Raw genomic sequence first — 23,495 nt, 5'->3', positions numbered from 1 at the left:
TTTTATGTTTCTGTCTTGAGGTAGCCATGATTAACGCAGTAATCGCCGCGGTCGGTACCATGCTCGTGCTGAGCCTGTCCCGCGTGCATGTGGTCATCGCGATCATCGTCGGCGCCCTGGTCGGCGGCTTGACCGGTGGTCTTGGGATCGACGCGACGCTCAGCGCGTTCAACAGCGGCCTGGGCGGCGGTGCCACCGTGGCGCTGTCCTACGCATTGCTCGGTGCTTTCGCCGTGGCGATCGCCAAGTCCGGCCTGGCCCATGCCCTGGCGGACAAGGCCTTGCTGCTGGTGGGGCGCCAGGAGGCGAGCGGCGGCAATCACGTCAAATGGCTGCTGATCTGCCTGCTGGGGGCGGTGGCGATTGCCTCGCAGAACATCCTGCCGATCCATATCGCCTTTATTCCGCTGCTGGTGCCGCCTCTTCTGTATGTGCTGACCAAGCTGCAGATTGACCGGCGCCTGATCGCCTGTGTCATGACCTTCGGCCTGATCACCCCGTATATGTTCCTGCCGGTGGGCTTCGGCAACATCTTCCTCAACCAGATCCTGCTGGCCAACGTCGCCAAGAGTGGGGTGGATATCAGCCAGGTCAATGTCACCCACGCCATGGGTATCCCGGCGCTGGGCATGGTGTTCGGCCTGTTGGTGGCGGTGTTTATCAGCTATCGCAAAAAGCGCGTCTACGACCTGAAGAAAATCGAGCGGGTCGAGCAAGTGGCGGTGCAATACAACCCGCTGACCCTGCTGGTAGCCGGGCTGGCCATTGCCTCGGCCTTTATCATCCAGCTGTGGCTGGACTCGATGATCATCGGTGCCCTGGCGGGTTTCCTGATCTTCTCGGTGTCGGGCATCGTACGCTGGCGCGACACCGATGACCTGTTCACCGAAGGCATGAAGATGATGGCGATGATCGGCTTCATCATGATCGCTGCTTCCGGGTTTGCCGAAGTCCTCAAGGCCACCGGCCAGGTGCAGACGCTGGTGCAGGCCTCTGCGGCCTTGATCGGCCATAGTCGTGGCGTGGGCGCGTTGTTGATGTTGCTGGTGGGCCTGCTGGTGACCATGGGCATTGGCTCGTCGTTTTCCACCGTGCCGATCCTGGCGGCGATTTTCGTGCCGCTGTGTGTGCAACTGGGGTTCAGCCCCCTGGCCATTGTCTGCATCGTCGGCACCGCCGGCGCCCTGGGCGATGCCGGTTCGCCAGCGTCGGACTCCACCCTGGGACCGACCTCGGGTTTGAACATCGACGGCCAGCATCACCATATCTGGGACACCGTGGTCCCGACGTTCCTGCACTACAACCTGCCGTTGCTGGTGTTCGGCTGGTTTGCCGCGATGACCCTCTGACTTCTCCTGTAGGAGCGAGCTTGCTCGCGAAGGACTCAAGGGCACCGCGTCCATCCAGGCTGCCGGTGTTATTGCTGAGTTTTTTTCGCGAGCAAGCTCGCTCCTACAGTTTTCTCTTACAAGGCCGTTAACCTGTTAACGCTGCCCTATAAGAGAGAAGCTCCATGCGACTGAGTCTGAAGGCCAAAGTCCTGTCCCTTGCCGTACTGCCGGTGTTGTTGTTTGCCGTGGTCATCAGCCTGACCACGGTGTGGATCCTCAAGGAACAGGCGCGTAGCGAGGTGGCTGAAACCCGCGAGCGGCTGCTCAACAATGCCAAGGCCACCCTGCAGAGTTACGTGGAAGTGGCGATGACCACCATCAAGCCGCTGTACGACGCTGCCGCACCTGGCGATACAGAGGCGCGGGCGCAGGTGGTCAAGCTGTTGTCCAACACCACCTACGGCAAGGACGGATATTTCTTTGGCTACGACTCCGAGACCATCCGCCTGTTCAAGGGCAACAGCCCCGACGGTGTGGGCAAAAGCTTCAAGGACAACCGTGACCCCAACGGTGTCTACGTCAACCGCGACCTGGTGAAGGTCGGCAAGGACGGCACCCACTACCTTCAATACAGCTCCACGCAGCCTGGGCAAACCGAACTGGTGCCCAAACTCGGCTACACCGAATACTTGCCCAAGTGGGACATGGTGATCGGTACATCGGTCAACCTTGACGGTATCGACGCCCTGGTCAGCGAGGTGGAAGCCAAGGTCAACGAACGTATGGAAGGCGTGTTGTTGAGCATCGTCGGTATTGCCGTGGTCCTGTTATTGCTGATCGCGGCAGTGGGCATGGTGCTGGCCAATACCATCCTGCGCCCCTTGCACCTGATGAAGGCCAACCTCGACGATATCGCCGCCGGCGAGGGTGATTTGACCCGCCGCCTGGCAATCACCAGCCAGGACGAGTTGGGTGAACTGGCCGGTTCGTTCAACCGGTTTGTCGACAAGATCCATGGTTTGGTGCGCCAGATCACCGACATGACTTCGCAGCTGACCGGCCTGGTCAGCCAGGTGTCCGAGCAGGCTCACCGTTCGGAGCAGGCCATGGAGCGCCAGCGCCAGGAGACTGACCAGGTGGCCACGGCGATCAACGAAATGTCGTCTGCCGCCCATGAAGTGGCGCGCAGTGCCCAGGGCGCCGCGGTGGCGGCGCAGCAGACCGACGCCGAAGGCCAGGCCGCCAAGCGCGTGGTGGATGGCAGCATCGCGCAGATTCATGCACTGGTGAATGACATCCGCAGCAGCGGCGTGTCCCTGGACAGCCTGCAACAGGACGTATCGTCGATTGTCAGCGTGCTCGGGGTGATCCGCTCGATTGCCGAACAGACCAACCTGCTGGCCCTCAACGCCGCCATCGAAGCGGCCCGCGCCGGTGAAGCCGGGCGTGGGTTTGCGGTGGTGGCCGATGAAGTCCGCGCACTGGCCAGCCGCACCCAACAAAGCACCCAGGAAATCCAGGGCATGATCGACCGCCTGCAAAAGGGCACCGAGGCGGCGGTGGAATCCATGCGCCGCTCCAGCGATGCCGGCGACGGCACCTCGGCCCAGGCCAATGAGGCCGGGGCGTCCCTCGATACCATGGCGCAACTGATTGGCACCATCAACACCATGAACGCGCAGATCGCCAGCGCCGCGGAAGAGCAAACCGCCGTGGCTGAAGAGATCAACCGCAGCGTGCATCAGATTGCGGTGGCGGTGGACAGTGTGGCGGACGAGACCCAGCAGGGTGCGCAGACCTCCCGCAGCCTGGCGGACCTGGGGCAACGGTTGGGGCAGTTGGTGGGGCAGTTCAGGATCTGACCTGGCAATTGCGGTGCTTGTTCTGGCCTCATCGCGGGCAAGCCCGCTCCCACACCTGGTTTGTGAACAGGGTCAAATGTGGGAGCGGGCTTGCCCGCGAAGGGGCCCTCACAGATACCTACACATCCCGCATCAACAACCCAAACCCGATCTCCATCTCCAGCGGCACCGGCACATACACCGTATGCCCATCCCCCGGTGCCACCTCGATCGCCTCGCCCTTGGCGTTATGCATCATCCCCAAATCAAAATGGAAATTCCCCGCCGGGGTCATCAATTCCAGGTGGTTGCCCAGCGCAAAGCGGTTCTTCACCTTGACCTCGGCCAGTTCCCCGCGCCGTTCCCCGGTCAATTCCCCGACAAACTGCTGTTGTTCCGAGACTGAGCTGCCGTTCTGGTAGTTCTGGTACTCGTCATGCACATGGCGGCGCAGGAAGCCTTCGGTGTAGCCGCGCTGGGCCAGGGATTCAAGGTTGGTCATCAAGCCACGGTCGAACGCGCGCCCGGCTGCCGCGTCATCAATGGCCTGGCGATACACCTGGGTGGTGCGCGCCACATAGAAGTGGGATTTGGTGCGGCCTTCGATCTTCAGCGAGTGCACGCCCATCTGCGTCAGACGCTCGACGTGCTGCACCGCCCGCAGGTCCTTGGCGTTCATGATGTAGGTGCCGTGCTCGTCCTCGAAGGCCGGCATCTGCTCATCCGGGCGGTTGGCCTCCTGGAGCAGGAACACCTGGTCGGTGGGCGCGCCAAGGCCCAGGGTCGGTTCGGGCTGATACTGCTGGACGATATCGCCCACGCTGTTTTCGACGGCGGGGCTGGCCTGGTACTTCCAGCGACAGGCGTTGGTGCAGGTGCCCTGGTTGGCATCGCGTTTGTTCATATACCCCGACAACAGGCAGCGCCCGGAATAGGCCATGCATAGCGCGCCATGCACAAACACTTCCAACTCCATGGCCGGTACTTGCTGACGGATTTCGGCGATTTCTTCCAGGGACAGTTCCCGCGACAGGATGATCCGACAGATGCCTTGCTGCTGCCAGAACTCGACGCTGGCCCAGTTCACCGTGTTGGCCTGCACTGACAGGTGGATCGGCATCTGCGGGAAGTGCCGGCGCACCAGCATGATCAAGCCTGGGTCAGACATGATCAACGCGTCCGGACCCATGGCGATTACCGGTTCCAGGTCCTTGAGAAAGGTCTTCAGCTTGGCGTTGTGCGGTGCGATGTTGACCACCACATAAAAGCGCTTGCCCTGGGCCTGGGCTTCGGCGATACCCAGGGCCAGGTTGGCGTGGTCGAACTCGTTGTTGCGCACCCGCAAGCTGTAGCGCGGCTGGCCGGCGTAGACCGCATCGGCGCCGTAGGCAAAGGCGTAGCGCATGTTTTTCAGGGTGCCGGCAGGGGCGAGCAATTCGGGAGCGAGGACAGGGGGCATGGGGATTCAGGTCGCAAAAGGGCGGCAGGGTAGCCGAGCCGGGCCTGGCGCTTATTGATCTGGGTCTACGCTGTAGAAATAAAGATGGCACTCGCCGGATGCGCGGTGGACTAAGCAACAGGGCGCGCTGGGCGCCTGGCGTTTTTCTGGTACGGATCGGACATGAACCAAACGAATCTGCAATTCAAAACCCTGCTGTTATTGCTGGTCATGGTGACCCTCGCATTCTTCTGGATCCTGTTGCCGTTCTATGGCGCGGTGTTCTGGGCGATCATCCTCGGGATCATTTTTGCGCCCATGCAGCGGCGCCTGCAGCTCAAGTTTGGCTGGAACCGCAACCTGACGTCGTTGTGTACCTTGATGGTGTGCCTGGTGATCGCGATTTTACCGGTGATCATCACCAGCGCCTTGCTGGTGCAGGAGGGGGCGACGCTGTACAAGAACGTCGAGAGCGGCAAGCTGGATGTGGCGGGCTACATCGAACAATTCAAGAACTTCCTGCCGCCGTACTTCCAGCACCTGCTGGACCGCTTCGGCATGGGCAACCTGGAGGGTCTGCGCGAGAAAATCGTCAAGGGAGCGATGCAAGGCAGCCAGTTCTTCGCCAGTCAGGCGTTCAGCTTCGGCCAGGGCACCTTTGATTTCCTGGTGAGCTTTTTCATCATGCTGTACTTGCTGTTCTTCCTGCTGCGCGACGGTCCCGAACTGGTGCGCAAAGTGCGCACGGCGGTGCCGCTGGCCGAGCCACAGAAGCGTCGCCTGCAATTGAAGTTCAACCGCGTGGTGCGCGCGACCGTCAAAGGCAATGTGTTGGTGGCGGTGACTCAGGGCGCCTTGGGCGGCTTGATCTTCTGGTTCCTGGACATTCCCAGCGCGTTGCTCTGGGCGGTATTGATGGCATTTTTGTCGTTGCTGCCGGCAGTGGGGGCGGGGATTGTGTGGGGGCCGGTGGCTGCGTACTTCCTGCTCAGCGGTGCAATCTGGCAAGGGGTGGTGCTGGCCTTGTTCGGGGTGTTTGTGATCGGCCTGGTGGACAATGTGCTGCGTCCGATCCTCGTCGGCAAGGACACCAAGATGCCGGATTACCTGATCCTGATCTCGACCCTGGGCGGGCTGTCGGTGTTCGGCCTCAATGGCTTTGTCATCGGGCCGTTGATTGCCGCACTGTTTATCTCCAGCTGGGCGCTGTTTGTCGAAACCAAACCCCGGGTGCGGCTACCATTGCCCTAGGCTGAGAAGCAGTGGGCCATCTTGCGGGACAGGGCCTGGGCGTCGGGCAGCGAAGTCAGGGGGCCGCTGATGGCTTCACCGTCGCGTACCAGGTACCAACAGGCGAGCAAGCCCAGTTCGCGCAGGGGGCCGGGGACGGCACTGCCAATGACGGACATGATCTGGATAGTGGGCATATCTACCTCCATTGCTGATGGAGGTCACCTTACGGCGGCGGGCCGGTGAGGGAAAATCACCCTGCTCGATAGTCAACATCACTGCCATCGAGGCTGCGCCGAAAGGGGCTCAGTCCACCACCTGGTCCAGCATGTGCAGCACTTCCTGCTCATTGAGCAGGCCCTTGTGGACCAGGTTTTCTGCCAGCAGCGAGAGAAACTTGGCGCTGCGGTGGCCCTCAAGGTGCTTGAGTTCGGTCAAGGCGCTATAGACCTTGCTTGAAGTGCAAAGGCCAGCGGTACGGTGCGGGTTTTGTGTGGGCATGCTGGGGCGTCCTTGTTGTTATGACCTGTTATGGGGGACCGTTTCGATAGTGAGAGTGTCGCGTGACGCAAACATGACAGCGCGTGCCCCGGTTGGGCAAGTACACTTTGGCCTTAATAGTGTCGGATTTAACTGCCGGCGATGTCCCCATAACGACCTTGGCGAGATTTATTCAGACCCTGCGCCCACAAAAAAGCCCCGCCTGGAATGCGGGGCTTTTTATGCCGGCCTTACCAGCCGCGCCCGTAATAACCTCGGGGCGGGCCGTAGTGGCCGCGTGGTGGCCCGTAATACACCGGTGCCGGGCGGTAATATACCGGTGCCGGGCGGTAATAGACCGGCTGCTGCACGTATACCGGCGCCGGCTGGTAATAGACCGGTGGCGGGGCGGCATACACTGGCTGGGGCTGGTAGTACACCGGTTGCTGCTGCACATACACCGGCCGATCATGGCTGGCGATCACTGAGCCCACTACGGCTGCGCCGACAACCGCACCCAATACGGCCGGGCCACCCCAACCGCCGCCATGAGCGGAGGCTTGGCCGGCTACAGCGAGTGCACCGATCAGCAAGGCGATCCTGGGGATTTTACGAATCATGGTCTTTCCTCGGTTGGCCCCTGCGCTTGTGGTCTGCAATCAATAGACTCAAGGATTGTCGCGGGGATACTTTTAAGACAACGTATTTCAGGAAAACAGCACTGCCATTTGGTAAAGGTTGTGTAAGGTCTGTACCGATTTGCTTACTTGAAGAGGCGTTACCGATGCTGATGAACCCCAACAAGGATACCCAGTTGTGCATGTCGTTGTCGGCTCGCCCAGGCAATTTCGGCCTGCGGTTTCATAACCATTTGTATGAGCAGTTGGGGCTTAACTTCTACTACAAGGCCTTCAGCAGCCAGGACTTGAACGGCGCCGTCGCCGGGATCCGTGCCTTGGGCATTCGTGGCTGCGGGGTGTCAATGCCGTTCAAGGAAGCCTGTATCGAACTGGTGGATGAGCTCGACGACTCGGCCCGTGCCATCGCTTCGATCAACACCATCGTCAATACCGCCGGCCATCTCAAGGCCTACAACACTGATTACATCGCCATCGAACAACTGCTGCAAAAGCACGCGGTGCCCAAGGACTCGACCTTTGCCCTGCACGGCAGTGGCGGCATGGCCAAGGCAGTGGCCAGCGCCCTGCGTGATGGTGGCTATGCCAATGGCCTGATCGTTGCCCGTAACGAAGTGGCTGGCCGCGCCCTGGCGCACAACCTGGGGTATGAGTGGCAGGCGACATTGGGTAACGCACGGCCGCAGATGCTGGTCAATGTAACGCCTATCGGCATGACCGGCGGTGCCCAGGCCGAGGACCTGGCATTCGAGGCCGACGCCATTGATGCAGCAGACACTGTGTTCGATGTGGTGGCGATCCCCGCCGAAACGCCGCTGATCGTGCGTGGCCGGGCCCAGGGCAAGCGGGTGATTACCGGCCTGGAAGTGATTGCGATCCAGGCCCTGGAGCAGTTCGTGCTGTACACCGGCATCCGCCCGACGGACGAACAGTTCCAGAAAGCCGTAGCGTTTGCCCGGCAGTAACAAATCTCACAAACACGGGTGGCCCATGTGGGAGGGGCAGGTTATTCGAGACGCGACAGGCGCTCTTCCAGCGCCGCAATCCGCGCCTCCAGCTCCTCGACGCGCTCCAGAGAAACCCCGCTGCCAGCGCCGCTGCGCTCCACCGGGCTGCCACGGGCGGCCAGGATCGCCTCGATATCCGCCGGGTCACCCAGGGAGTGGGTGTAGCGGTCTTCGCGCTGGCCCGCCTGCTTGGGCACTAACACCGCCAGGTCGCGGGCGATCAAGCGTTCCAACTGATGCACCACCTGCTCGGCATCTTCAAAATCATGCATGCGCCCGCTGCGGGTCAGCAATTCATTGACCGTCTGCGGGCCACGCAGGAACAGTAGGCCGGTGAGAATCACTTGCGCCGGGACCAGCTCCAGGGCCTTGTCCACCCGGTGTTCCCAGCGGTCGGCGCGGCTACCCATCACCAGTTTGGTAAACCCCCGGCCTTCCAGGGCACGCAGGCTCTGGCCCACCTGGCCCTGGCTGAGGTTCATCACCGGTTCCCGGCTGGTTTTCTGGTTGCAGGCCAGGACCAGGGCATTGAGGGTCAGCGGGTAGGTTTCCGGGTTGGTGGCCTGCTTCTCGATCAGGCAGCCCAGAACACGGATTTCCGTGCTGTTGAGGCGCGGCTCGGAGGTGGTGGTGTCGTGCTCGGCGGTCATCGCGCTTTCCCTATGCAGTGAGCCCACTAGCCTAATCCCGAAAAAATAAAAGACAAGCAGCGCTCATGTCTATAATCGCGGCTGTTCAAACCCTGTCACCACTGTCGAGACTGTCATGACTATTTCCCTGTACGCCGCTTCCCTCCCAGTCTTCAAGCAAATGCTCAACGCTTTGAGCGATGTGCTGAACAAGGCCGAGGCCCACGCCACCGCCAAGAACATCGACCCCAATGCCTTGCTGCAAGCGCGCCTGTTCCCGGACATGTTCCCGCTGGTGCGCCAGGTGCAGATCGCCGTGGATTTTGCCAAGGGCGTTTCCGCGCGCCTCGCTGAGATCGAAGTGCCGAAATACGAAGACAGCGAAGTCACCTTCGCTGACCTGCAAGCGCTGATCGCCAAGGTCCTGGCTTTCATCGACACCATTACCCCGGCGCAGATCGATGGCAAAGAAGGCATCGAGATCGTCACCCGTCCGGGCACCCCTAAAGAGAAGCGCTTCAGCGGCCAGTCCTACCTGCTGACCTACGGTCTGCCGCAGTTCTTCTTCCACGTCACCACCGCCTACGCCTTGCTGCGTCACAACGGTGTGGAAGTGGGCAAGCGTGACTACATGGGCGCGTTCTAAGTACTGAGTAACACCGCAAAACAAATGTGGGGGCTGGCTTGCCTGCGATAGCCATCGGTATCTACACGACTTTTAGACACTGATAACCTCCCCTGTGGCGAGCGGGCTCGCCCCGCGCTGGGCTGCGAAGCAGCCCCAAAACCAGCCGCTACGGTTTAACTGATACACCGCATTCGGCTTACTGGGGCTGCTTCGCAGCCCAGCGCGGGGCAAGCCCGCTCGCCACAACAGCCCTCTCTGCCAGGATTTATGCGCGGCGGCAAAATTGTGTAGATACCTATGCTGCGATTGCATCACCTGGGTGTCACTGATGGAACGAGGCGATGCAATCGCAGGCAAGCCAGCTCCCACACAAGCCAGCTCACACTGTTGTGTCAGGCCGGGTTCTTGTCTTCTTGGCCCAGGCACGCTGCGGCGGTGAACAACACGTCGGTAGACGAGTTGAGCGCGGTTTCCGCCGAATCCTGCAACACCCCGATGATGAAGCCCACGGCCACCACTTGCATGGCGATTTCACTCGGAATACCGAACAGGCTGCACGCCAGCGGAATCAGCAACAACGAACCCCCGGCCACACCCGATGCGCCACAGGCACAGACTGCGGCAACCACGCTCAACAACACGGCCGTCGGCAGATCGACGGCGATGCCCAGGGTATGCACGGCGGCCAGGGTCAGCACGGTGATGGTGATGGCGGCGCCGGCCATGTTGATGGTCGCCCCCAGCGGGATCGAGACCGAATAGGTGTCTTCGTGCAGGCCCAGGCGCTCGCTCAACGCCAGGTTGACCGGGATATTGGCGGCCGAGCTGCGGGTAAAAAAGGCGGTGATCCCGCTCTCACGCAGGCACAGCAGCACCAGCGGGTAGGGGTTGCGGCGCAGTTTCCAGAACACGATCGCCGGGTTGATCACCAGCGCTACGAACAACATGCAGCCGATCAGCACCAGCAACAGGTGCGCATAGCCCAACAGCGCATCGAAACCCGAGGCGGCGAGGGTCGAGGCCACCAGGCCGAAAATACCCAGCGGCGCGAAACGAATCACCACGCGCACAATCAGCGTGACGCCGTTGGACAGGTCGCCCAGGACGGTGCGGGTGGTTTCGCCAGCATGGCGAATCGCGATGCCCATACCGATGGCCCAGGCGAGGATGCCGATAAAGTTGGCATTCATCAGGGCGCTGACGGGGTTGTCTACCACACTGAGCAGCAGGCTCTGCAGCACTTCGCCGATCCCGCCTGGGGCGCTGATGGCGACATCATGGGTGGCGAGGACCAGGTTTGAAGGGAACAGGGTGCTGGCAATCACCGCCACAACCGCCGCAGAAAAGGTCCCCAGCAGATACAGGAACAGGATCGGCCGGATATGGGTTTCCTGGCCATGCTTGTGGTTGGCAATCGAGGCCATCACCAGCACAAACACCAGGATCGGCGCCACGGCCTTGAGCGCCGAGACAAATACCTTGCCGATAAACGCGGTGGACAGGGCGGCACTGGGCCAAAGCAGGGCCAGCAGGATGCCAGCGACCAGGCCGATGACAATTTGGGTCACCAGGCTTAAGCGCAGCAGGCGTTGAAACAGCGAAGGGGCAGCAGTCATAAGAGTGTCTCTAGTTTTTTTAATGTGTACAGCGCTATACAGGGCGCGAAGTCTAACATGCTGTAGGAGGCATCCTGTTTGCTGCGGCATTCAGTCGCCAAGTCTGTGTGTGGCTCGGTCACATTCTGTTAAGATTCGCCATCCTTTTTTATCTCTCTGTCAGCGGGCCCTTGGGCCAACGCTGGCGTCGCCGTTTCTGGAGTTGTGCATGTTGTTGCCCATCCTGCTGCTGTCCGCAGCCGGTTTTACGGTGTTGACCACCGAATTTGTGATCGTCGGCCTGTTGCCCTCCATCGCCCGTGATCTGGAGGTGAGCGTGTCCCAGGCCGGTCTGCTGGTGACGCTGTTTGCCTTCACCGTGGCGGCGTTCGGGCCGTTCCTTACCGCGTATTTCGCGCGTTTTGAGCGCAAACGCCTGTTTATCAGCATTCTGTTGATGTTTGGCGCGGCCAATACCTTGGCGGCCCTGGCGCCGAATATCTGGGTGATGGCCTTGGCTCGGCTGATTCCGGCCCTCGGGTTGCCGGTGTTCTGGGCCCTGGCCAGTGAAACGGCAGTGGATATCGTCGGGCCGGACTACGCTGGCCGGGCGATTGCCAAGATCGGCTTTGGCATCGTCTGCGCTACGGTCTTCGGGATTCCGGTGGGCACCTTGATCTCTGACATGTTCGGCTGGCGCACGGCCTTTGGCATTCTCGCCGGGGTAGCGGTACTCAAGGCATTGCTGCTGTTGATTTACCTGCCGACGACCACCGTGAAGAAAGAAACCGTGACGTTGCGCTCGCAGTTCAAGATCCTGCGCAACCCCTTGATGCAGGGCCACGTGTTGCTGTCGATCCTGGTATTTAGCGGCATGTTCACTGCTTATACCTACCTGGCAGACATTCTTGAGCGTCTGGCCGGCTTCGATGGCACCTTGGTGGGCTGGTGCCTGATGGGCTTTGGCGCCGTCGGCCTGATCGGCAATTCGTTGGGCGGGCGCATGGTCGACAAGCACCCACTGATCGCCTCGATGGTGTTCTGCGGCTTTATGATCGCGGGCATGGTGGCGCTGGTGCCGGCGATCCACTCCACACTCGGCCTGGCAGCAGCCATGGGCATCTGGGGCGTGACCCAGGCGGCGCTGTTTTTGGTCAGCCATGTGCGGCTGATGAAGGCCGCGCCCCATGCGCCGGCATTCGCCGCGTCGCTGAATATTGCCGGGGCCAACCTGGGCATTGGCCTGGGGGCGATGGTCGGCGGGCATGTGATTGACACCCTCGGCCTGGGCAGCCTGGGGTTTGCGGCGTCCGGCTTTATCCTGTTGTCGATTCTCCTGGCCCTGTGGCTGATGACCGCCAAGACCCGGGCCGCCTGCGCCTAGGTTGGCAACGCGGTAAACAGTTCACGGCGGGCGCCTTCGGTAATCGCAACGATGCCGGGGTGCTTGACCTTGCGCTCCACCGAGATTGCATAGAACGACTCGGTGACGGCGTCCGTCTGACCAATCAGTGCCACGCCGTACTGGCGTAGCACTTCCTCGGCGATCACGCTGGGGGCGATGAAAATCCCGCTGCCGGATTGGCCAAAGGCCTGCATCAAGGCACTGTCGTCGAATTCGCCGATGATCTTCGGCCGGATCTGCTGCTCGGCGAACCAGCGTTGCAAACGGCTGCGCACTACGGTTTCCGCGCCGGGAATCAACAGCGGCGCACCGTGCAGGCACTGAGGGAAATCGCCGCCGTGCAGGTCCGCCAACGCCTGGGTGGCGAAGAAACTGATGCCACATTCCCCCAGTTTCTGGCTGTAGCCCTTGATGTCCAGGTGGCTGGGCATGGGGCTGTCGGAAATCACCAGGTCCAGGCGCTGGATCGCCAGGTCGGCCAACAGCCGCTCCAGTTTGTCTTCGCGGCAGGTAATGCGCAGCGGCTCGCTCAACTCCATGGTCGGCGCGATCAGCCGGTAGACGATGGACTTGGGCACCACATCCGCGACACCCACGCGAAACACAATCTGCTGTTCATTGGGCTGGGCGCGCAACATCGCTTCCAGTTCATTGCCGGTCTGGAACATCTGCTCGGCATAGGGCAGGGCCTGGCGCCCGGCCTCGGTCAGCTCCAACTGGCGCCCCACCCGTTGAAACAGGGCGATACCGAATGTCTGTTCGAGCAGGCTGATTTGCCCACTGATGGTTTGCGGGGTGAGGTTCAGTTGCTCACAGGCGCGCACGATGCTGCCTGTCTTGGCCACCACCCAGAAGTAATGCAGTTGTCGGTAATTGAGCATGGCGGCCGTTAGTTCGTGAAAATCGAAGTATACGCGAGAAAAATACGAATTTTACTGAAGTGTTCACCTGCATAGAATGCGTCGCTATCGCGGGGCCACTACTTGGACCCAATGGTTCTAACGAGGAATACATCATGAAACTCAATTCTCTCGGCGCGGCTTCGTTGCTTGCGCTTTCATTGGTAATGATCAGCGGCTGCGATCAGGTCGAGAAAAGTGCGCAACAGGTCCTGGGCAAAGCCACCGAATCGGCCAAGCAAGCGATCGACGACACCCACAAGGCCGCCGAGCAGGCATTGAGTGAGGCGACGCAAGGCCTGATCAGTCCAGAAAAAAAGGACGATCAGCCCGAGCAAGAGTCTGAATCGAACACCAAAGAAACCTAATTTCCCCGCACAACGTCAGGACTGACCTATGGAATACCTTTTACAACTGGCCGCCAGCCCCACCGCCTGGGTGGCCCTGGCGACCCTGATCGTCATGGAAATCGTGCTGGGCATCGACAACCTGATCTTCATCTCGATCCTCACCAACAAACTGCCGGAACAGCACCGGGCCAAGGCACGGCGCATCGGCATCAGCATGGCGCTGGTGCTGCGTCTGGGCCTGTTGAGCACCATCGCGTTTATCGTGCAACTGACGGCACCGGTGTTCGAAGTGTTCGGCCAGGCGTTTTCGTGGAAGGACATGATCCTGATCGCCGGTGGCCTGTTCCTGGTGTGGAAGGCGACGACCGAGATCCACCACAGCATGGACCCGGAGCCCGAAGAGAAGGCCAGCGTCGGCAACACCGTGGCTATCGGCTTCGCCGCGGCCATCGGGCAGATCCTGTTGCTCGACCTGGTGTTCTCCATCGACAGCATCATCACCGCCGTCGGCATGACCGAGCACTTGCCGATCATGATCATTGCCGTGGTGACCTCGGTGATCGTGATGTTGGTAGCGGCTGAACCCCTGGCCAAGTTCATCAACGACAACCCGACCGTGGTGATGCTGGCCCTGGGCTTCCTGATCATGATCGGCATGACCTTGATCGCCGAAGGCTTCGGTGCCCATGTGCCTAAAGGCTACGTGTACGCGGCCATGGCGTTCTCGGCTGCCATCGAGTGCTTGAACATCGCGCGACGCAACCGTCACAAGCGTTTGCTCGCTGCCCGCCAGTAACCGCTGAACCCCAAAAAGCCGGCTGTGCTCACAAGAGCCCAGTCGGCTTTTTGCTGTCTGTTAGACTCCGCGCACTTGATAGTGTGAGGTCCACCATGAACGAGCCGATTCGCCTGACCCAGTACAGCCACGGTGCCGGTTGCGGCTGCAAGATTTCGCCGCAGGTGCTGGAAGTGATCCTCGCCGGCAGCGGTGCGCAGAACCTCGACCCCAAGCTTTGGGTGGGCAATGCCTCGCGTGACGACGCGGCGGTGTACGCGATCGATGACGAGCGTGGCGTGGTTTCCACCACTGACTTTTTCATGCCTATCGTCGACGACCCCTTCGATTTCGGACGCATTGCCGCCACCAACGCCATCAGCGATATCTACGCCATGGGGGGCGACCCCTTGATGGCCATTGCCATTCTCGGCTGGCCGGTCAATGTACTGGCCCCGGAAATCGCCCGGGAAGTGATCCGCGGTGGCCGCTCGGTGTGCGACGCGGCCGGCATTCCCCTGGCAGGTGGCCACTCCATTGACGCACCGGAGCCCATTTTCGGCCTGGCCGTCACCGGGCTAGTGCACAAGCGCCATATGAAGCGCAACGACACCGCTACCGCAGGCTGCCGCTTGTACCTGACCAAGCCCCTGGGTATCGGCATCCTTACCACCGCCGAGAAGAAGGGCAAGCTGCGTGAAGCCGATATCGGTCTGGCGCGGGACTGGATGTGCACCCTCAACAAGCCCGGCAGCCGCTTTGGCAAACTGGCCGGGGTCAGCGCCATGACTGACGTGACTGGTTTCGGCCTGCTCGGGCATCTGGTGGAAATGGCCGACGGCAGCGGATTGACCGCCCTGATCGACTACGAAAAAGTCCCACGCCTGCCGGGGGTCGAGTACTACCTGGACCAAGGCTGTGTGCCCGGCGGTACGTTGCGCAACTTCGACAGCTATGCCAGCCAGTTGGGGCGCATCAATGAGTTGCACAAACGCGTGTTGTGCGACCCGCAGACCAGTGGCGGGCTGCTGGTGGCCGTCACGCCGGAGGGCGAAGCCGAGTTTCTTGCGACAGCGGCCGAACTGGGCTTGAACCTGGCGCCAATTGGTCAGTTGGTTGAGCGACAGAGCAACGCGGTAGAGGTGTCTTGATGCCCATCGATATCACCGATTACCGCGATATTTTTCTCAACGACCGACCGATGATGGATACCCGCGCGCCGGTCGAATTCGTCAAAGGCGCGTTCCCCGGCGTAGTCAATCTGCCATTGATGAACGATGACGAACGCCAGCGGGTGGGCACTTGCTATAAGCAGCAGGGGCAGCAGGCGGCGATTGTGCTGGGGCATCAGTTGGTGTCCGGGGCGACAAAGGCTGAACGAGTCGAGCAGTGGGCACAGTTCGCACGCGCCCACCCTGAGGGCTACCTGTATTGCTTTCGCGGCGGCCTGCGCTCGCAGATTGTCCAGCAGTGGCTACGCGAGGCGGGTGTCGACTATCCGCGGGTCGGCGGTGGCTACAAGGCCATGCGCACCTTTTTGCTCGAAACGCTCGAAGGCGCTACCCGCGAGTGCGACTTCGTCCTGCTGGGCGGCATGACCGGCACCGGAAAAACCGAAGTCCTCGGCCAGTTGCGCAATGCCCTGGATCTGGAAGGGCACGCCAATCACCGCGGTTCCAGCTTCGGCAAGCGCGCTACCGCACAGCCCTCCAACATCGATTTCGAGAATCGCCTGGGGGTTGATCTGCTGAAAAAGCGCGAACGGGGTATCGAGCAATTCGTGGTCGAGGATGAAAGCCGCATGATTGGCAGCTGTGCGCTGCCCCTGGCCTTGCACAAAGGCATGCAGGCATTCCCGATGGTGTGGTTGGAAGATAGCCTGGCGGGGCGGGTCGAGCGAATCCTGGGCGATTATGTGGTGGACCTGTGCGCCGAGTTTGTCAGGGTGTTTGGTGAGTCGGGCCAGGAGGTGTTTGCGCAGCGCTTGACCGAGAGCCTGGGCAATATCCACAAGCGCCTGGGGGGCGAGCGGTTCCAGCGGTTGCAGGGCATCCTGCAGCTGGCCCTGGAAGAACAGGCCCGCAGCGGTTCGGTGGATCTGCATCGTGAGTGGATCGAAGGGTTACTGCGCGAATATTACGACCCGATGTATGCCTTCCAGCGTGAGAAGAAGGGCGCCCGCATCGAGTTCGCAGGGGAGCAGGGGGCGGTGCTGGAGTATTTGCGCGAGCGCGATGCCCGGCGCGGGTGCTGACGACTGTCCCTGTGGCGAGCGGGCTTGTCGGAACGCCGCATCGCCCGCGTTGGGCTGCAACGCAGCCCCAGTCAGTCGAATGCGGTGTATCAGATACTCCGCAGCGGTTGGTTTTGGGGCTGCTTCGCAGCCCAACGCGGGCGATGCGGCGTTCCGACAAGCCCGCTCGCCACAGCATACTTATGCTGCGATGCCCAACCCTACAGCACGACCACCGCCACCAACCCACACACCACACCCATCAACATGGTCAGCCCGGCCACTGTCACCAGCACCCGTGTATCGAAATCCTTGCGCAGCATCAGCAGCGACGGCAGGCTCACGCTCGGCAGGGTCATCAACAGAGCCACCGCTGGCCCGGTCCCCAGCCCCAGGGCCATCATGGTCTGCACAATCGGGATTTCCGCTGCGGTCGGAATCACAAACAGGGTGCCGACAATGGCCAGTGGCACCAGCCATAGCAGGCTGTCGGCCATCGCCCCGTCCACATGGGGGAACAACCACACCCGCGCTGCGCCCAGCAGCAACACCGCCAGGATGTACACCGGGATGGTGCTCCAGAACAACTGCCACAAGGTGCGCAGCCAGCGCGTGAGGAAGGGCTGGCTGTCGGCGCCGCTGACGTTGGCCACGGCCTCCAGCGCCACTTCCGGCACCTGCTCCGGGCGTGCGATACGTTGGGCGATCAACGCCACACCGATCACCAACACGATCCCGGCCACCAGCCGCAGTGCGGCAAAGTCCCAGCCTAGGACAAAGCCCATGAACACCAGGGTCGCCGGGTTGAGTACCGGGTTGCCCATCCAGAACGCCAGGGCGGCGCCCACCGACACTTGCTGACGACGCATTCCCGCCGCCACGGGGGCGGCGCAGCAACTGCACATCATGCCCGGGAGGGCGAACAACCCGCCGCGTACCGTGGAACCAAGCCCGGCGCGCCCGAACAGGCGTAACAGCCAGTCCCGTGGAATCAACACTTGCAGCAATGAGCCGAGAATCACCGCCAGCACGGCGGCTTTCCAGATTGCCAGGAAATACACCTGGGCATAGGCCAGGGCCGCCGCCAATGGCGAGCCTTGTTGATCGTTGAGGATCGAGTTTCCGATGCTGTGGCTGTCTGCCGCAACGAACGCCTTGAAGTAGTAGGGCGACCATTTCACGTAATACAGGCCGACGCAGGCCACCAACAGGAACAGCGCCGGTTTCCACCAGAAGGACCAGCCGCGTACAGGGCTGGCAGAGGTGAGGTTAGACATGGTCAGGATCCGCAGATAAGTCGATAGCGACGCATCATACGCGGTCCCGCCCCCAGTAGGAGCCGGCTTGCCGGCGATAGTGGTGTGTCACGCGGGACGCAGTCGCCGGTAAGGTCAGCTGTCAGCGTTTACGTGCGTCGCATCCGGGCAGGTCTGCAAGCCGTTATCCAGCCCTTGCTTGTAGTTGCGGCTGAGCAGGCTGGCCTTGCCGTTCTGCCAGGTCAGGGTCAACACGTACAGGGTGTCGAAGTCGCCGCCGGACCAGTCTTCGGTGATGGTGTACTTCTCGCCGACCGCTTCGCTCGCCACCTTGTTGATCAGCTCCGGCAGGTAACCGTGGGACCAGGCGGTGTAGATGGTGGAGTTGTGGTACTTGTCCTCCATCAACTCGTCAGCGAGGTCGCTGGTGTCGTTGGCCGAAAACTCGATGTTCACTGGCAGCCCAAGTTTGATCGCGCTGGGGCTGATGGTCATCAATGGTCGGATGTAGCTGTAGGAGTTGTCGAATTCGCCTTCTTCGACATTGCGTGTTGGGTTGGCCGCGAACACAAAGTCGGCAGCGCCGAATTTTTCCGGCAATACCGTAGCCAGGTTCATCGCGCGGTTGAGGCCCTGGCAATTGAGTTGTCCCAGGCCGCCAGCGGGTTTTTCGCCGTGGCGCAGGAAGACCAGGGTCTGCACGCCGTTCTTCGGCTCGGCACTGCTTTCGCGGGCTTCGAAGGCCAGCATCAAGGCGCCGCCTACGAAGAACATCGGTAATACGTAATAAGCATATTGTTTAAAACGTTTGCCAAGGCACAAAGGCTTGATTTTCATTGGTTTTCGAGTCTTCAGTGCTTCGGATCAAGACCGCAAGGCCCAGCCACCGCGACGCTCCGAGCATCGTGCGGGTTTCCGTGAGTATGTCGGCATGCCTCCATTCAACCGTTCAAGCGTTTCTAAGAGTGCGCTATAGCGTTTTGGTTCGCAGGGACAAGAGATTAGCGAGCCGATGTTGCGGATTTAAGACCAATGCGGCCTGGCCGCTAGATGGCTATCATGGGTTTTTCTCAGCTTGGGGTATATCGATGATTTCACTCGCGGCGTTTCCGATTATTACCAAATGGCCAGCCCAGCATCCCGAACGCCTGCAGTTGTACTCGCTGCCCACCCCCAATGGCGTCAAGGTCTCGATCATGCTCGAAGAGGTGGGCCTGGCCTATGAGGCGCATAAAGTCAGCTTCGACACCCAGGACCAGTTCTCGCCCGAATTCCTGTCGTTGAACCCCAACAACAAAATCCCGGCGATCATCGACCCCAACGGCCCGGACGGTGAACCGCTGGCGTTGTTCGAGTCGGGGGCGATCCTGATCTACCTGGCAGAGAAAACCGCGCAACTGCTGCCCCAGGCGCCCGCCGCACGCTACGAAACCCTGCAATGGCTGATGTTTCAGATGGCCGGGATCGGGCCGATGTTCGGCCAGGTGGGCTTCTTCAATAAATTTGCCGGCAAGGCCTACGAAGACAAGCGCCCCCGCGACCGCTATGCGGCTGAAGCCCGGCGCCTGCTGGAGGTCCTGGAAAAGCGCCTGCTGGGCCGCAGCTGGATCATGGGCGATGAGTACACCATCGCCGATATCGCGACCTTCCCCTGGATCCGCAACCTGATCGGTTTTTATGAGTCGGGTGATCTGGTGGGCATCAGCGATTTCCCCAATGTACTGCGCGCGCTGGACGGCTTTGTTGCCCGACCGGCGGTGATTCGTGGCCTGAATATTCCGAGCTGACCCATGCCGACCTTTGACTTCAAGCAACTTGATGTATTCAGCAGCGTGGCCCTCAAGGGCAACCCACTGGCCGTGGTGCTGGGCGCCGATTGCCTGAGCGACCAGCAGATGGCGGACTTCGCCCAGTGGACCAACCTCAGCGAGACCACGTTCCTGCTGCAACCGCGCGACCCACGCGCTGACTACCGGGTGCGTATTTTCACGACCACCCAGGAGTTGCCCTTCGCCGGCCATCCGACCCTGGGCAGCTGCCATGCGTGGCTGCAAGCCGGCGGCGTGCCCCAGGGCAGCGAGATCATCCAGGAGTGCGAGATCGGCCTGGTGCGTATTCGCCGCCAGGGCCAGGAACTGGCGTTCATCGCACCACCCTTGTTGCGCTCAGGTCCGCTGGATGCGCAGTTGTTGGAGCGTGTGCGCGTGGCGCTCAACCTCGAACCCGAGGCGATTGTCCGCAGCCAATGGGTCGACAACGGTGCCGGCTGGCTGGCGCTGATGTTGACAGATCGGCAGACGGTGCTGGACTTGCAGCCGGACTATTCGAAGCTGCTCGGGTTGGCAGTGGGCGTGGTTGCCCCATGCGATCCGAGCCGCGACGATGTGGATGCGCAGTTTGAAGTGCGCGGGTTTATTGCCGGCGACGGGGCGCCTGAGGACCCGGCCACTGGCAGCCTGAATGCCGGCGTAGCCCAATGGCTGTTGGGTGAAGGCCTGGCCCCCAGCCAGTACGTGGTCAGCCAGGGCACGGCCATGGGCCGAGCCGGGCGTATTCGGGTGCAGCAACAAGGGGATGAGATCTGGATCGGCGGCGCCGTCTCGGTGTGTATCGAAGGCAGCCTGAGTCTTTAACGGTTATTGGCTGCCAACTTGATCCCAAAGCCGAAAACATATTGTTACGGGAGTGGCAAAACACCGTTATGGCCACGGTATTTGTGCTCTCGGTCAATCCAGGCATAAGCTTTCGCCCTTAAGCTAGCGGCCTTGCCACGTGCCATGGCCCTTTTTGTAGGAAATTGTAGGAAAACCCATGTCCAGCCAGTTCCCCGAAGCCCGTTCCCGTCGCCTGCGCCGTTCTCCCGAGTTGCGCAGCCTGTTCCAGGAAACCGAATTCACCCTCAACGACCTGGTATTGCCGATCTTCGTCGAAGAAGAAATCGACGACTTCGTGCCAATCACCAGCATGCCTGGCGTGATGCGTATCCCCGAATCGAAACTGGCCAGTGAAATCGAGCGCTTTGCCCGCGCCGGGATCAAGTCGGTGATGACGTTTGGCGTGTCCCATCACCTGGATGCCGACGGCAGCGACACCTGGAACGAGCGCGGTCTGGTGTCGCGCATGTCGGCGATCTGCAAGGATGCGGTGCCGGAGATGATCGTGATGTCCGACACCTGCTTTTGCGAATACACCGATCACGGCCATTGCGGCGTGATGCACGGCCATGAAGTGGACAACGACCGCACCTTGGCCAACCTGGGCAAGCAAGCGGTGGCGGCAGCCCGCGCTGGTGCCGATGTGATCGCGCCTTCGGCAGCGATGGACGGCCAGGTCCAGGCCATTCGCCGGGCTCTGGATGCGGCCGGCTTCACCCATATCCCGATCATGGCGTACTCCACCAAATTCGCTTCGGCCCTGTATGGCCCGTTCCGCGAGGCAGGCGGCAGCGCGCTGAAGGGCGACCGCAAAAGCTACCAGATGAACCCGATGAACCGCCGCGAAGCCGTGCGCGAATCCCTGCTCGATGAGCAGGAAGGCGCCGACTCGCTGATGGTCAAGCCGGCCGGTGCGTACCTGGACATCATCCGCGACATCCGCGAAGCATCGCGCTTGCCAGTGGCGGCGTACCAGGTCAGTGGCGAATACGCGATGATCAAGTTCGGCGCCCAGGCCGGTGCCATCGACGAAGCCCGCGTAGTGCGCGAAACCCTGGGTTCGATCAAGCGCGCCGGTGCGGACCTGATCTTCACCTACTTTGCGATGGACCTGGCGCTCGCGGGCATCTGATCCCGGGTCCTACATGGGGTGGGGAGGGGTGTGAGATAGTGGGCGCTTTCAGCGACTCACAGGACACCCCCGCATGCTTTCATCCCGGCTGACTCTCTGCCTGAGCGCCTTACTGGTGCTGGCTGGCTGTTCGACGCAACGCAGCCAGCAGCTTCCAGAGCGCAGTGAATCCGAGGTCAAGGCGCAGATCGTACGTTTGATGCCGGTCAAGGTGGCGGATCGCGCCGGCTGGGCCCAGGATATCTACACGGCGTTCGACAGCCAGAAGATCTACCCCAGCACCGAGAATATCTGTGCGGTACTGGCGGTGACTGAGCAAGAGTCCACCTATCAGGTCGACCCGCCAGTGCCGAACATGGGCAAGATCGCCCAGGATGAAATCCTCAAGCGTGCGGCCAAGGTGCATGTGCCGGCCGTGCTGGTGCGCACCGCGCTGCAACTGCGCTCGCCCACGGGCAAGTCCTACGCCGACCGCCTGAGTGCTGCGCGTACTGAGAAGGATCTGAGTGGGATCTTTGACGACTTTATCGGCACCGTGCCGTTGGGTCGCACCTTGTTTGGCAGTTTCAACCCGGTGCACACCGCAGGCCCGATGCAGGTGAGTATTGCCTTCGCCGAGAAGCAGGCTCGGGATTATCCCTACACCGTAGACGCAAGCATTCGCCGCGAAGTGTTCACCCGGCGTGGCGGCATGTATTTCGGTATCGCTCATTTGCTCGGTTATCCTGTGAGCTACCAGCAGCCGCTGTACCGCTTTGCCGACTTCAATGCCGGTTGGTACGCCAGCCGCAATGCCGCGTTCCAGGCGGCAGTCAGCCGCGCTTCCGGCACCCGCCTGGCGCTGGATGGCGATTTGATCCGCTACGGCTCGATCATGCCCGGCACTACGGAACTGGCGGTGCGCTCACTGGGCAAGAAACTGGACATGCGCAACCCGAGCATCCGCAGCCAGTTGGAGCAGGGCGATCGCCTGGACTTTGAAGAGACCACCCTGTACCAGCGGGTCTTTGCCCTGGCCGAGAAAGCCGAAGGCAAGCCGTTGCCGCGGGCGATCCTGCCGGGAATTGTGCTCAAGAGCCCGAAGATCACCCGCAACCTCACCACGGCCTGGTTCGCCCAGCGCGTGGATGAGCGTTACCAGCGTTGCATGAAGCGCTGAGGTCAGGGGCGGCGCTTGACCAGCTTGCGCCACAGCCAGACCCACAGCCACAGCACCGGGAACGCGAGGATCACAAACGGCAGCACATAGCTGGAACGTTCCAGGGCGTCGGCGGTGCCGTCGACCAGGTTGTCGCCCAGGTTGCCGAACATGCGCGCGAAACGTGATTGCTGATGCTCGCCGTCGGATGGGCGGAAGTTCAGGGTCACGCGGTTGGTGTCCAGGCGCCGCTGCTGGCCGGCGGCGATCTGCGCCAGTTCTTGCAGCTCGTTTTCGATGGCGGCTTGTTCCTTGGTGAGGGTGATCAGGTCGCCCACGGTGATGTCCTTGCGCGCGGCCAGCTCATCCAGGCGCTTTTGCTGGGCCTGCAAACGTTCCTGGCGGTGACGTACATCGGCCACCGCGTCGGCCAGGTCTTCAGCGCTGGTGATGCGCTGGCCCAGTTGCCCGCCCTCTGCCGCCATGCTCACCAACGGCTCGACTCCGCTGGGGGCGATGCGCAATACAATCATGCCGCCGTCGCTGTTTTCTTCGATACGCAGGATGTTGCAGGCACCGAACTGCGCCGACTCACAGGCTTGGCGCGTGGCCTGCATGCGCGGTGCCAGCAGGGCAACCGGCATCGCCAGACTCAACTCGTGCTCATAGGCCAACTGCGCGCCAGCCCGGCCCTGTTCGCCATTGATCTGTGTGGCTTCGGAATATTCCTTGGGCGAACAGCCGCCGAGCAGCAGGGCGGCCAAAAACATCAACGCAGTAGATCTGCCTTCCAGATGGCGCATTACGTCTCCTTCAGTGTGCGGGATAAAGTGCGC

Annotated in this window: 24 protein-coding genes; 14 read left to right on the top strand and 10 right to left on the bottom strand. The window is 61.4% G+C overall.

The window, feature by feature from the left end:
- Positions 1–29 precede the first annotated feature (29 nt).
- Positions 30–1,349 carry a Na+/H+ antiporter family protein gene (locus JTY93_RS16755; RefSeq protein WP_169995082.1) on the top strand — a complete coding sequence of 440 codons (1,320 nt, stop codon included), beginning with the start codon at positions 30–32 and terminating at the stop codon, positions 1,347–1,349.
- A 164-nt stretch (positions 1,350–1,513) separates the two neighbouring features.
- Complete coding sequence (gene ctpM / locus JTY93_RS30290) at positions 1,514–3,193, top strand: methyl-accepting chemotaxis protein CtpM (RefSeq protein ID WP_205476684.1); 1,680 nt, start codon at positions 1,514–1,516, stop codon at positions 3,191–3,193.
- A 118-nt stretch (positions 3,194–3,311) separates the two neighbouring features.
- Here ctpM and trhP read toward each other — a convergent pair whose 3' ends face one another.
- Positions 3,312–4,631, bottom strand: coding sequence for a prephenate-dependent tRNA uridine(34) hydroxylase TrhP (gene trhP / locus JTY93_RS16745; protein WP_205476683.1), 1,320 nt, complete (start codon positions 4,629–4,631; stop codon positions 3,312–3,314).
- 162 nt (positions 4,632–4,793) lie between these two features.
- Between trhP and JTY93_RS16740 the strand changes: the two genes are divergently transcribed.
- Positions 4,794–5,861, top strand: a complete 1,068-nt coding sequence (locus JTY93_RS16740; protein WP_205476682.1) for an AI-2E family transporter — start codon at positions 4,794–4,796, stop codon at positions 5,859–5,861.
- Here JTY93_RS16740 and JTY93_RS16735 read toward each other — a convergent pair.
- The 3 genes from JTY93_RS16735 to JTY93_RS16725 all read right to left on the bottom strand — a co-directional run bounded on the left by JTY93_RS16735 (position 5,858) and on the right by JTY93_RS16725 (position 6,940).
- Entirely contained in the window at positions 5,858–6,037 is a 180-nt protein-coding gene (locus JTY93_RS16735; RefSeq protein WP_169956212.1) for a hypothetical protein, read from the bottom strand. The two genes, JTY93_RS16740 and JTY93_RS16735, sit on opposite strands and share 4 nt — an antisense overlap.
- Before the next feature lie 109 nt (positions 6,038–6,146).
- The gene (locus JTY93_RS16730) at positions 6,147–6,341 is read right to left on the bottom strand and encodes a hypothetical protein (RefSeq protein WP_029296627.1); all 195 of its coding nucleotides are present in this window, start codon (positions 6,339–6,341) and stop codon (positions 6,147–6,149) included.
- Between the two features lie 230 nt (positions 6,342–6,571).
- Complete coding sequence (locus tag JTY93_RS16725; RefSeq protein ID WP_205476681.1) at positions 6,572–6,940, bottom strand: hypothetical protein; 369 nt, start codon at positions 6,938–6,940, stop codon at positions 6,572–6,574.
- A gap of 164 nt (positions 6,941–7,104) precedes the next feature.
- On the opposite strand from JTY93_RS16725, the gene JTY93_RS16720 reads away from it, so the two are divergent.
- Positions 7,105–7,923 carry a shikimate 5-dehydrogenase gene (locus tag JTY93_RS16720; protein WP_205476680.1) on the top strand — a complete coding sequence of 273 codons (819 nt, stop codon included), beginning with the start codon at positions 7,105–7,107 and terminating at the stop codon, positions 7,921–7,923.
- 41 nt (positions 7,924–7,964) lie between these two features.
- Here the strand turns inward: JTY93_RS16720 and JTY93_RS16715 are convergent, their stop codons facing one another.
- Complete coding sequence (locus JTY93_RS16715) at positions 7,965–8,615, bottom strand: YceH family protein (RefSeq protein ID WP_205476679.1); 651 nt, start codon at positions 8,613–8,615, stop codon at positions 7,965–7,967.
- Positions 8,616–8,730: 115 nt separating this feature from the next.
- On the opposite strand from JTY93_RS16715, the gene JTY93_RS16710 reads away from it, so the two are divergent.
- The gene (locus JTY93_RS16710) at positions 8,731–9,240 is read left to right on the top strand and encodes a DUF1993 domain-containing protein (protein ID WP_032857425.1); all 510 of its coding nucleotides are present in this window, start codon (positions 8,731–8,733) and stop codon (positions 9,238–9,240) included.
- A 374-nt stretch (positions 9,241–9,614) separates the two neighbouring features.
- On the opposite strand, the gene sstT is transcribed toward JTY93_RS16710, so the two are convergent.
- The gene (gene sstT / locus JTY93_RS16705; RefSeq protein WP_205476678.1) at positions 9,615–10,838 is read right to left on the bottom strand and encodes a serine/threonine transporter SstT; all 1,224 of its coding nucleotides are present in this window, start codon (positions 10,836–10,838) and stop codon (positions 9,615–9,617) included.
- A 208-nt stretch (positions 10,839–11,046) separates the two neighbouring features.
- Between sstT and JTY93_RS16700 the strand changes: the two genes are divergently transcribed.
- On the top strand, positions 11,047–12,201 hold the full coding sequence (locus JTY93_RS16700; protein WP_205476677.1) for an MFS transporter: 1,155 nt from the start codon (positions 11,047–11,049) through the stop codon (positions 12,199–12,201).
- Here JTY93_RS16700 and nhaR read toward each other — a convergent pair.
- Entirely contained in the window at positions 12,198–13,103 is a 906-nt protein-coding gene (gene nhaR, locus JTY93_RS16695) for a transcriptional activator NhaR (RefSeq protein WP_169994839.1), read from the bottom strand. The two genes, JTY93_RS16700 and nhaR, sit on opposite strands and share 4 nt — an antisense overlap.
- Before the next feature lie 134 nt (positions 13,104–13,237).
- Between nhaR and JTY93_RS16690 the strand changes: the two genes are divergently transcribed.
- The 4 genes from JTY93_RS16690 (at position 13,238) to mnmH (ending at position 16,500) form a co-directional block, all read left to right on the top strand.
- Positions 13,238–13,489 (top strand): hypothetical protein, encoded by a 252-nt coding sequence (locus JTY93_RS16690; RefSeq protein ID WP_029296611.1) that lies wholly within the window; start codon positions 13,238–13,240, stop codon positions 13,487–13,489.
- A 28-nt stretch (positions 13,490–13,517) separates the two neighbouring features.
- Positions 13,518–14,267, top strand: a complete 750-nt coding sequence (locus tag JTY93_RS16685) for a TerC family protein (protein WP_169994837.1) — start codon at positions 13,518–13,520, stop codon at positions 14,265–14,267.
- A 95-nt stretch (positions 14,268–14,362) separates the two neighbouring features.
- Complete coding sequence (gene selD / locus JTY93_RS16680) at positions 14,363–15,397, top strand: selenide, water dikinase SelD (protein WP_205476676.1); 1,035 nt, start codon at positions 14,363–14,365, stop codon at positions 15,395–15,397.
- Entirely contained in the window at positions 15,397–16,500 is a 1,104-nt protein-coding gene (mnmH, locus tag JTY93_RS16675) for a tRNA 2-selenouridine(34) synthase MnmH (protein ID WP_205476675.1), read from the top strand. Before selD ends, mnmH begins: the two co-directional genes overlap by 1 nt.
- A gap of 200 nt (positions 16,501–16,700) precedes the next feature.
- On the opposite strand, the gene JTY93_RS16670 is transcribed toward mnmH, so the two are convergent.
- Together JTY93_RS16670 and JTY93_RS16665 are read right to left on the bottom strand one after the other, a co-directional pair.
- Positions 16,701–17,756 (bottom strand): permease, encoded by a 1,056-nt coding sequence (locus JTY93_RS16670; RefSeq protein WP_205478696.1) that lies wholly within the window; start codon positions 17,754–17,756, stop codon positions 16,701–16,703.
- A gap of 114 nt (positions 17,757–17,870) precedes the next feature.
- Positions 17,871–18,572, bottom strand: coding sequence for a hypothetical protein (locus JTY93_RS16665; protein ID WP_029296600.1), 702 nt, complete (start codon positions 18,570–18,572; stop codon positions 17,871–17,873).
- A 251-nt stretch (positions 18,573–18,823) separates the two neighbouring features.
- Between JTY93_RS16665 and JTY93_RS16660 the strand changes: the two genes are divergently transcribed.
- From JTY93_RS16660 to JTY93_RS16645, 4 genes are all read left to right on the top strand, one after another.
- Positions 18,824–19,522 carry a glutathione S-transferase N-terminal domain-containing protein gene (locus JTY93_RS16660; RefSeq protein WP_205478698.1) on the top strand — a complete coding sequence of 233 codons (699 nt, stop codon included), beginning with the start codon at positions 18,824–18,826 and terminating at the stop codon, positions 19,520–19,522.
- Positions 19,523–19,525: 3 nt separating this feature from the next.
- The gene (locus JTY93_RS16655; protein ID WP_205478699.1) at positions 19,526–20,368 is read left to right on the top strand and encodes a PhzF family protein; all 843 of its coding nucleotides are present in this window, start codon (positions 19,526–19,528) and stop codon (positions 20,366–20,368) included.
- A gap of 178 nt (positions 20,369–20,546) precedes the next feature.
- Positions 20,547–21,521: a porphobilinogen synthase gene (gene hemB, locus JTY93_RS16650; protein ID WP_169994823.1), complete on the top strand. Its 975-nt coding sequence runs from the start codon at positions 20,547–20,549 to the stop codon at positions 21,519–21,521.
- A 73-nt stretch (positions 21,522–21,594) separates the two neighbouring features.
- Complete coding sequence (locus JTY93_RS16645) at positions 21,595–22,680, top strand: DUF1615 domain-containing protein (RefSeq protein ID WP_205478701.1); 1,086 nt, start codon at positions 21,595–21,597, stop codon at positions 22,678–22,680.
- Positions 22,681–22,682: 2 nt separating this feature from the next.
- On the opposite strand, the gene JTY93_RS16640 is transcribed toward JTY93_RS16645, so the two are convergent.
- Positions 22,683–23,462 (bottom strand): DUF4349 domain-containing protein, encoded by a 780-nt coding sequence (locus tag JTY93_RS16640; protein WP_205478702.1) that lies wholly within the window; start codon positions 23,460–23,462, stop codon positions 22,683–22,685.
- Between the last annotated feature and the right edge of the window lie 33 nt (positions 23,463–23,495).

The sequence above is a fragment of the Pseudomonas hygromyciniae genome (genome assembly GCF_016925675.1).
GTDB classification, from domain to species: Bacteria; Pseudomonadota; Gammaproteobacteria; order Pseudomonadales; family Pseudomonadaceae; genus Aquipseudomonas; species Aquipseudomonas hygromyciniae.
This window is presented reverse-complemented; position numbering and strand designations above follow the sequence as displayed.